Source organism: Brevundimonas sp. UBA5936 (assembly GCA_002430835.1).
Classification (GTDB): domain Bacteria; phylum Pseudomonadota; class Alphaproteobacteria; order Caulobacterales; family Caulobacteraceae; genus Brevundimonas.
In genome coordinates, this window is sequence record DJDA01000098.1 from 1 (window position 1) to 8555 (window position 8555).

An 8555-nucleotide genomic window follows, 5' to 3' on the forward strand; every position below is an offset into this window, starting at 1 on the left:
CGGCGATCAGGCGGTGCTGATCTTCACCCCCGACTTCTTCGCCGACGCCCGCCCCAACACGGCGCTGGACATGGTCAACCGGGTGCCCGGCTTCTCGGTCAACGACGGCGACGGGGCGCGCGGCTTTGAAGGCGCGGTCGGCAACGTCCTGATCAACGGCTCGCGCCCGGCGTCGAAGAACGACACCGGCTCCAACGTCCTGGGCCGCACCGTGGCCGCCCAGGTGGACCGCATCGAACTGATCCGCGGCGGGGCGCCGGGCATCGAGATGCAGGGCTATTCCGTGGTCGCCAACGTCATCCTGAAGAATACGGTCAGCCGCGAGCACATTCTGACCGGCAACGCCTTTCTGTTCGAGGGCGGCCAGGATCTGTTCGGCGGCTCCTATCAGTTCACCGAGCGCAAGGGCGACCGCACCTGGGGCGTGACGCTGAGCGACGGCATCTCCAACAGCGACTCCAACGGCGCAGGGCCCCTGCGCCGGGTCGGGCCGAACGGCGAGCTGCTGCGCGCCGAGGACTATTACAACGACGGCTACGGCGGCGGGAACTCGATCCGGGGCACCTACGCCGGCCCGCTGATGGGCGGCAAGATCGACCTGACGGCGCGCTATGGCGTCAACGACTGGCACAACATCAACCGCCAGACGGCGCCGGGCATCCGTCGCGAGGCCCTGTACGACGAGGACACCAACAGCGGCGAGGTCGGCGTCGTCTACACCCGCTCCCTGTCCAAGCGGCTGAAGCTGGAGACGCGCTTCATCCATGAGTTCGAGGAGTTCGACAACGTCGCCACCTCGCTGAACCGCGAAGCCGGCGTCGAGGAGCCGATCCAGCGTTTCGCCGCGACCGGCGATTCGTCCGAGACCATCCTGCGCGGCCTGCTGCGCTTCGAGCGGTCCGCCGCCCTGGAGTTCGAAGGCGGGGGCGAGATCGCCTACAACATGCTGGAGGTCGAACAGGCCTACTCCATCGGCGGTGTGGACAAGCCCCTGCCCTCGGCCTCGGTCAAGGTCGAGGAGACGCGCGGCGAGCTGTTCGGCAAGGCGACCTGGCGCATCAATCCCAAATGGACGCTGGAAGGCGGGCTGCGGCTCGAATCCTCGACCATCAGCCAGTCGGGCGACGCCGAGCAGGAGAAAAGCTTCTTCTACGCCAAGCCGCGCCTGCTGACGACCTGGACGCCGACGGCCGACACCCAGGTCCGCCTGCGTATCGAGCGGACCGTCGGCCAGCTGGACTTCGGCGACTTCGCCGCCTCGGCCGAGCTGGAGGACGAGAACGTCTTCGGCGGCAACGTCAATCTGCAACCCGAACAGCGCTGGGTCGGCGAACTGACCTTCGAAAAGCGCTTCTGGGGCGAAGGCATCGTCAGCGTCGGCCTGCGCCATGACGAGATCACCGACGTTATCGACCTGATCCCGCTGGACGGCGGCCTGACCGGCGTCGGCAACATCGGCGACGGCACGCTGGATCAGCTGGTGCTGAACGTCACCGTCCCGACCGACAAGCTGGGCCTTTCGGGCGGCAAGTTCGGCTTCAAGAACACCTGGAATCACACCGAGGTCACCGATCCCACCACGGGCGAGATCCGCCCCATCTCGGGCATCCGCGCCAGCCAGGCGACCATCACCTTCCAGCAGGACATCACCAGCTGGAAGCTGCAGTGGGGCGGCGCCTGGATCCCGCTGCTGGGCCAGAAGGACTATCAGCCGGACCAGATCTCGGGCTGGCGCGGCCACGACTACTACGAGCTGTGGGCCGAGTATAAGCCGACGCCGACCCTGGCCATCCGGGGCCAGATCAACATCTGGGACGACTTCAACGTCGAGCGCACCGTCTTCGGCGACCGCGACACCCGGCCGGTCGCCTTTGTCGAGAACCGCTTCGTGGACCCGCGGACCTTCTATCAGATCCGCGTGCGCAAGACCTTCTGAGCCATAAGAAAAGGATCCACCGGTCGTCGTCTCGCCCCCCCAACGCGAGGCGGCGCCAGGCGGACGACCCGCACCAACTGAAAAGGGCGGCGCCTCCTGCGAGGCGCCGCCCTTTCCTTGTGTCAGCAACCGATCAGGCGATCAGTGGATGCCCGCCATGCCCTTCTTGAGGATGGGCGACAGGGCCAGCAGCACCACGCCGACGCCGACGCCGGTCCAGCCGATGGTCCCGAAGATCGAGCCATAGGTCTGCAGCGCCAGTTGCGGGTTGGTGACGACGCCGGCCACAGTGTCCGTGGCGGTGGCGGCGGCGATCCAGCCGGCGACGATGTGGGCCACCGACGACGACAGGAACCACACGCCCATCATCAGGCCGACCACGCGCGCCACCGACAGTTTGGTGATCATCGACAGGCCGACCGGCGACAGGCACAGCTCGCCGACGGTGTGGAAGGCGTAGGTCAGGAACAGGATCATCAACGGGACGCGGAACGACTCATTGAAGTTGTTCGCCGCCGCCCACGACAGCAGCAGGAAGCCCGCGCCGACCAGGACCAGGGCGACCGAGAACTTGACCGGGGTCGAAGGCTCGCGGTTGCGCTTGCCAAGCCAGACCCACAGCGCCGCCATGATCGGGCCGCCGATGACGATGATGCCCGGGTTGAACATCTGGGTGTAGCCGGCGTTGAACCAGCTCGGCATCTGCGTCGACTGGTCCGCGAACAGGGTCAGGGACGAACCCGCCTGCTCGAACAGGGCCCAGAACAGCACCGAGAAGAAGATCAGCACCTGGGCGACCAGCATCCGCGAACGCTCGGCGCCCTTCAGGCGGAAGACGGTGTAGCCGACCACCGACACGAAGGTGACCAGGGCGATCGGGATCAGGATGGTCTGAACGATCTCGTGACGCTGCATCAGCATCCAGATCGGGAAGACGGCGACGATGCCCGCCGTCCAGAAGAAGGCCTCAACCGGCACCCCGAAGATGGAGCGGCCCTTCAGCGGAACCGGCGGTCCGCCGCGGCCCTCCAGCCAAGGCGCGCCCAGCAGGAAGGTCAGCAGCCCCAACAGCATGCCGAAGCCAGCCAGACCGAAGCCATAGGCCCAGCCGTAGGTGAAGCCCAGGTAGGAACAGGCGGCCGTGGCCAGCAGCGAACCCAGGTTGATGCCGACGTAGAAGATGGTGAAGCCGCCGTCGCGACGCGGGTCGTTCTGCTCATAGAGGGCGCCCACCACGGTCGAGATGTTGGCCTTCAGGAAGCCCACGCCCATGATGATCAGCGACAGAGCCAGGAACAGGACCGGCTCGCCGAAGGCGGTGTCGCGCTTGGTCTCGACCTTGTAGCCGCTGGTCGGGGTGAAGGCTGGGAAGCCCTCGCCGGCCGCGGCGACCGCCGCAGCGTCGGCGGCCTGGCCAGGAACGGGGGCCGCCGCCGGCTCGGCGCCGACCTTGGACACGCCTTCCGGGGTGATGGAGATCTGGACCCGCTCGTCGCCGTTGACGGCGAACATGGTGCGGTTCTGGTCGCGGCCGACGACCTCGATCTGATAGGTGCGCTCGCCGATGGTCAGGCTTTCCTTACCGCCCGAGCCTTCGAAGGCCATGGTGAAGTGACCGGCCACCAGCAGCACGGCGCCGATGACCACGGCCTTGCGCGCGCCCAGGTATTTGTCGGCGATCATGCCGCCCAGAACCGGCATCAGATAAACCAGGGCGGCGTAGGCGGCGTAGATGCCCTGCGCCTCGGCCGGTCCGAACAGGAAGTGCTGGGTCAGGTACATGACCAGCAGCGCCCGCATTCCGTAATAGGAGAAGCGTTCCCACATCTCCGTGAAGAACAGGATCACCAGCCCCCGCGGGTGACCCAAAAAGGTCTTGCGTGGCGCTTCGAGCGCGCCCCCTGCGTCCGTCGTGCTCAACGGCAAGCTCCATCTCTTGCGCCCCCGACGGGCGCGGAAGCGTGCAGAAACAGCACGGTCACGGATTGCAAACAAGCGTTAACGGCGAAATCCGGCCGTCAGGTCGTCGCATAACGGCCAAACACTTCTCGTGTTGAGCGTGCTTAGATCATTGTACACGTTTTGCGTGAATGCTCCTTGCGCCTGCACAAGGAGCCGATCCATGCCGCTGCGACCGCTGAATGCGTCCGATCAGGAAGCCGTCAATCGGCTGCACCGCAGCGTCTGGTGGCCGGAACGCTCGACGGCGGGTTGGCGTTGGCTGATGACCAATCCGGCGGCGGCCGAGATCGCCGCCCCGCACGGCTGGGTGATCGACAACGGTGCGGGCGCCGAAGCCGTGGTCGGCAACTTCATCCAGCGATTCTGGCTGGACGGCCGCGCCCTGCACGGCGCCACCGGCTATTCCATCGTCGTGCCTCCGGCGCAAAAGGGCCGCAGCCGCGACCTGATCGACGCTTTCGTCACTCAGCCCGCCTGCTTCGCTCGCTACACGCTGAACGCGAACGCCCGGTCCAGCCCCCTCTACAAGCGGCACGGCATGATCCCCTGGCCGCCCGACGCCCATGCGGTGAAGCTGTCCTGGATGATCGATCCGGCCGCCTGCCTCAGCGGGCGCGCCTTGCGCGGCCTCGTCGAGCACGCCCCGGCGATGGCGGACCTGCTGGGCGAACAGTTGTCGCCCCTGCCCCGCCTGCTCAAGAGACGCGGCCTACGCCAGGCCGAGCGCCGTCTGCCCCCGACCGTGAGCCTGAACCCCGACCTGTCCGCGCGATCAGACTATGCGCGCTTCTGGCAGGCCCTGCTGGCCGAAGGTCGCCTGATCGCGGACCGCAGCCCTTCCATCATGAAATGGCGGCTGTCGGATCCGGATCTGACCGTGCCGCCCCTGACCCTAGCGCACAGGCAGGGCGGGCGCATCACGGGCTTCGCCGTCGCCATGCTGAACAAACAGACGCCGTTGGAGCCGCCGATCCTCGAGATCATCGATCTGATTGCGCTCGAGAACGATGCAACGGCGATTCAGACCCTGTGCGAGAGCCTGCGCCGCCTGGCGCCGGCCCTGGGCGCCGCCAAGATGCGCCTGCAGGTCGCCTCGTCCGACCTTCAGCGCGCCTTGGGCCGGTTCGGCGAACGCGCACGGCGCGAAGGCGGCTGGGGCCACTGCCATGTCGCCTTCAACGCAGGGATGCAGGACGCAGGCTGGCGGCCCACCCCGTATGACGGCGACTATTCCTTCTGTTTGCGGCCGCTGCCTGCGCGGGCCAGCGCCGCCCTGCGGCTGGCGCCGGCGCCTACGCGCCGCTCAGCGGTGGAAGCGAGGGCCTGACAAGGCCCTCGCAGCGATGCGCCCTTAGGGACGCGCCTTCAGTTCGTCGCGGATTTCGGCCAGCAGGGCTTCGGTCGGCGTCGGGCCGGCTGCAGGCTCGGCCGGCTGCTCGCGGCGCATCTTGTTGATGGCCTTGACCGCCAGGAAGACCACGAAGGCCACGATCAGGAACTGGATCAGGGTGTTGATGAAGGCGCCGTACTGGATGGCCACCTTTTCAACCGCCTCGGTCGCCGGGTTCTCGGGCACCAGCACCCATTCCATCTTGGAGAAGTCGACCTTGCCCAGCAGCAGGCCGATCGGCGGCATCACCACCTGATCCACCAGGCTGGTGACGATCTTGCCGAACGAAGCGCCGATGATGACGCCGACCGCCAGGTCGACGACGTTGCCGCGCGCGGCGAATTCCCGAAACTCGGTCAGCAGGCTCATGGGGTCTTCAGTCTTTCTGATTAATTTAGTCAGGCGTCGCCGGAAGCGTTGAGACGCTCGCGCAGTTCCTTGCCGCTCTTGAAAAAGGGCACGGCCTTGGCCGGGACTTCGACCGTCTCGCCGGTGCGGGGATTGCGTCCCGTCCGCGCCGGGCGGCTCCGCACCGAGAATGCGCCGAAACCGCGAAGCTCGACCCGTCCGCCGTCCGACAGGGTCTCTGTCATACAGCCCAGGATCACGTTCACGACCCGCTCCACCTCAGCATGGGTGAGATGCAGGTTCTCAGCCGCCAGTTTCTCAATCAGTTCAGACTTGATCATTCAGGCCCCCGCCTTGGCTTCACCGTCCGGGACGACACCCTAACCGTCTGTCGCCACAGGAAGAAAGAGACAAAACGTATCGTCGTGAAGGTTTCTTGCTTTCAACGCGGACAGGTTTCGCCGCGCGAGCGGCTCGCGGAGAGAGAAAAAGCCGATCAGTGCTGCGATCGATTCCCAGAACGGTTCGACCTCAACGGCGCCCACAGATGCGGCGCGCAAAGAAAAAGGGCGGCCGGATCGCTCCGGCCGCCCTTGGCTTCCCGTTAGATGGGGAAACCTATTCCTTCGACGCGTTCTTGAGCGCGGCGCCCAGGATGTCGCCCAGCGAGGCGCCCGAGTCAGACGACCCGAACTGTTCGATGGCTTCCTGTTCGTCCTTCATCTCGAGAGCCTTGATCGAGACCGAGACGCGGCGCGTGGCCTTGTCGACGGCGGTGATCATGGCGTCGACGCGGTCGCCCACGGCGAAGCGCTCGGTGCGCTGCTCGTTGCGGTCGCGCGACAGGTCCGACTTGCGGACGAAGGCCGTGACCGGCGCGTCGTCTTCACCGAACTTGACCTCGATGCCGCCGGTTTCGATCGACGAAACGGTGACGGTGATCTGCTGGCCGCGCTTGTAGGTGTCGCCTTCCATCGGGTCGCCGCCGAGCTGCTTGACGCCCAGGGAGACGCGCTCCTTCTCGATGTCGACGTCCAAGACCTTGGCCTTGATCGTCTCACCCTTGCGGTAACGCTGGATGGCTTCTTCGCCCGACACGTTCCAGTCCAGGTCCGACAGGTGGACCATGCCGTCGATGTCGTTGTCCAGGCCGACGAACAGGCCGAACTCGGTGGCGTTCTTGACTTCGCCCTCGACGGTCGAACCGACCGGGTGAGCCTCCAGGAAGGCCTCCCACGGGTTGTTCTGAGCCTGCTTCAGGCCCAGCGAGATACGACGCTTGGCGCTGTCGACGTCCAGGACGATGACGTCCACTTCCTGCGAGGTGGAGACGATCTTGCCCGGGTGGACGTTCTTCTTGGTCCAGGACATTTCCGAGACGTGGACCAGGCCTTCAACGCCGGCTTCCAGCTCAACAAACGCGCCGTAGTCGGTGATGTTGGTGACGCGGCCGGTGTACTTGGCGTTGACCGGGTACTTGGCTTCGACGCCGTCCCACGGATCCGACTGCAGCTGCTTCATGCCGAGGCTGATGCGCTGGGTGTCCGGGTTGATCTTGACGATCTGGACCTTGACGGTGTCGCCGACGGCCAGGACTTGCGACGGGTGCGACACGCGCTTCCACGACATGTCCGTGACGTGCAGCAGTCCGTCGATGCCGCCCAGGTCGACGAACGCGCCGTAGTCGGTGATGTTCTTGACGACGCCTTCGCGGATTTCGCCTTCTTGCAGCTGGCCGACCAGCTCCGTGCGCTGTTCAGCGCGGGCTTCTTCCAGGATGGCGCGACGCGAGACGACGATGTTGCCGCGCGGACGGTCCATCTTCAGGATGGCGAAGGGCTGTTCCTTGCCCATCAGCGGGCCGACGTCGCGGACCGGACGGATGTCGACTTGCGAGCCGGGCAGGAAGGCCGAGGCGCCGCCCAGGTCGACGGTGAAGCCGCCCTTGACGCGACCGACGATGGCGCCGTTGACCGGGTGGCCTTCGGCGAACACGGCTTCCAGACGGGTCCAGGCTTCTTCGCGGCGAGCCTTGTCGCGGCTGATGACGGCTTCGCCCAGGGCGTTCTCGACGCGCTCCAGGTAGACTTCGACGTTGTCGCCGACCTTGGGCAGGACGGCGCCTTCGCCCTGGCCGAACTCGCGCATGGCGATGCGGCCTTCGGTCTTCAGACCGACGTCGATGATGACGATGTCTTTTTCAATGCCGACGACGCGGCCGTGAACGACCTGGCCTTCGCCGAGGTCGCGGCCTTGCAGCTGTTCGTCGAGCAGGGCGGCGAAATCGTCGCGGGTGGGGTTGAGGGTTTCAGTCATGGAAACTCTTGGGGTTGATGAAAAGGGAACGCGCACGGCCGAACGGACGCGCGCGAAAGGGGTGAAGAAGGGGAAGTCAGGTCGTCACGAGACGAGGCCAGGCGCGCAGAAGAGCGCACGTACGGAAAGCCAGAACGCCCGCGGCCGTCGAGGAGATCGGAGCGTTGGATTCGCCCGGCGGGATCATATCCCGGCCCTGGCTCGCGCCGCCTCGACGATACGGCGGGCCGCATCGAAGGCGGCCTCTATACCCAGATCGGTCGTATCCAGCAAGACGGCGTCGTCGGCCTGGACCATCGGGGCGTCGTCGCGGCCGGCGTCGCGGGCGTCGCGGCGACGGATATCCTCCAGCATGTCCTCAAAGGCGATGACCTCGCCACGCGCGGTCAGCTGCTTCCAGCGGCGTTCGGCGCGCACCTGCGGGCTGGCGGCGATATAGAGCTTGGCCGGAGCGTCCGGCGCGATCACCGTGCCGATGTCGCGCCCGTCCAGCACCGCCCCGCCGGCCTGGGCGGCGAAGTCCTGCTGCAGCTTCAGCAGGGCCGCCCGCACTCCCGGATGGCTGGCGACGCGGCTGGCCGCCTCGCCCGCGCCGCGATCGGT

At 66.5% G+C, this 8555-nt stretch carries 7 protein-coding genes; 2 read left to right on the forward strand and 5 right to left on the reverse strand.

Features of this window, described 5'->3' with window-relative positions:
* Positions 1-1936, forward strand: a 1936-nt coding sequence (locus B2Y21_RS09115) for a TonB-dependent receptor plug domain-containing protein (RefSeq protein ID WP_292059097.1), incomplete at its 5' end; no start/stop codon positions are given.
* 141 nt (positions 1937-2077) lie between these two features.
* Here B2Y21_RS09115 and B2Y21_RS09120 read toward each other — a convergent pair.
* The gene (locus B2Y21_RS09120; protein ID WP_292059099.1) at positions 2078-3856 is read right to left on the reverse strand and encodes a peptide MFS transporter; all 1779 of its coding nucleotides are present in this window, start codon (positions 3854-3856) and stop codon (positions 2078-2080) included.
* Between the two features lie 202 nt (positions 3857-4058).
* Here B2Y21_RS09120 and B2Y21_RS09125 point away from each other — a divergent pair, with 202 nt between their 5' ends.
* Entirely contained in the window at positions 4059-5225 is a 1167-nt protein-coding gene (locus tag B2Y21_RS09125; protein ID WP_292059101.1) for an N-acetyltransferase, read from the forward strand.
* Between the two features lie 24 nt (positions 5226-5249).
* Here B2Y21_RS09125 and mscL read toward each other — a convergent pair whose 3' ends face one another.
* The 4 genes from mscL to B2Y21_RS09145 all read right to left on the reverse strand — a co-directional run.
* On the reverse strand, positions 5250-5657 hold the full coding sequence (gene mscL, locus B2Y21_RS09130; RefSeq protein WP_003165991.1) for a large-conductance mechanosensitive channel protein MscL: 408 nt from the start codon (positions 5655-5657) through the stop codon (positions 5250-5252).
* A gap of 29 nt (positions 5658-5686) precedes the next feature.
* On the reverse strand, positions 5687-5977 hold the full coding sequence (locus B2Y21_RS09135; protein ID WP_087141719.1) for an integration host factor subunit beta: 291 nt from the start codon (positions 5975-5977) through the stop codon (positions 5687-5689).
* A gap of 277 nt (positions 5978-6254) precedes the next feature.
* Positions 6255-7952 (reverse strand): 30S ribosomal protein S1, encoded by a 1698-nt coding sequence (gene rpsA, locus B2Y21_RS09140; protein ID WP_292059103.1) that lies wholly within the window; start codon positions 7950-7952, stop codon positions 6255-6257.
* A 183-nt stretch (positions 7953-8135) separates the two neighbouring features.
* Positions 8136-8555, reverse strand: a 420-nt coding sequence (locus B2Y21_RS09145) for a (d)CMP kinase (RefSeq protein WP_292059106.1), incomplete at its 5' end; no start/stop codon positions are given.

What these genes read in the sequence shown, in the direction of transcription:
- B2Y21_RS09135 (WP_087141719.1), bottom strand. Translation starts at nt 5,977, where the DNA reads ATGATCAAGTCTGAACTGATTGAGAAACTGGCGGCTGAGAACCTGCAT.
- B2Y21_RS09125 (WP_292059101.1), top strand. Translation starts at nt 4,059, where the DNA reads ATGCCGCTGCGACCGCTGAATGCGTCCGATCAGGAAGCCGTCAATCGG.
- mscL (WP_003165991.1), bottom strand. Translation starts at nt 5,657, where the DNA reads ATGAGCCTGCTGACCGAGTTTCGGGAATTCGCCGCGCGCGGCAACGTC.
- rpsA (WP_292059103.1), bottom strand. Translation starts at nt 7,952, where the DNA reads ATGACTGAAACCCTCAACCCCACCCGCGACGATTTCGCCGCCCTGCTC.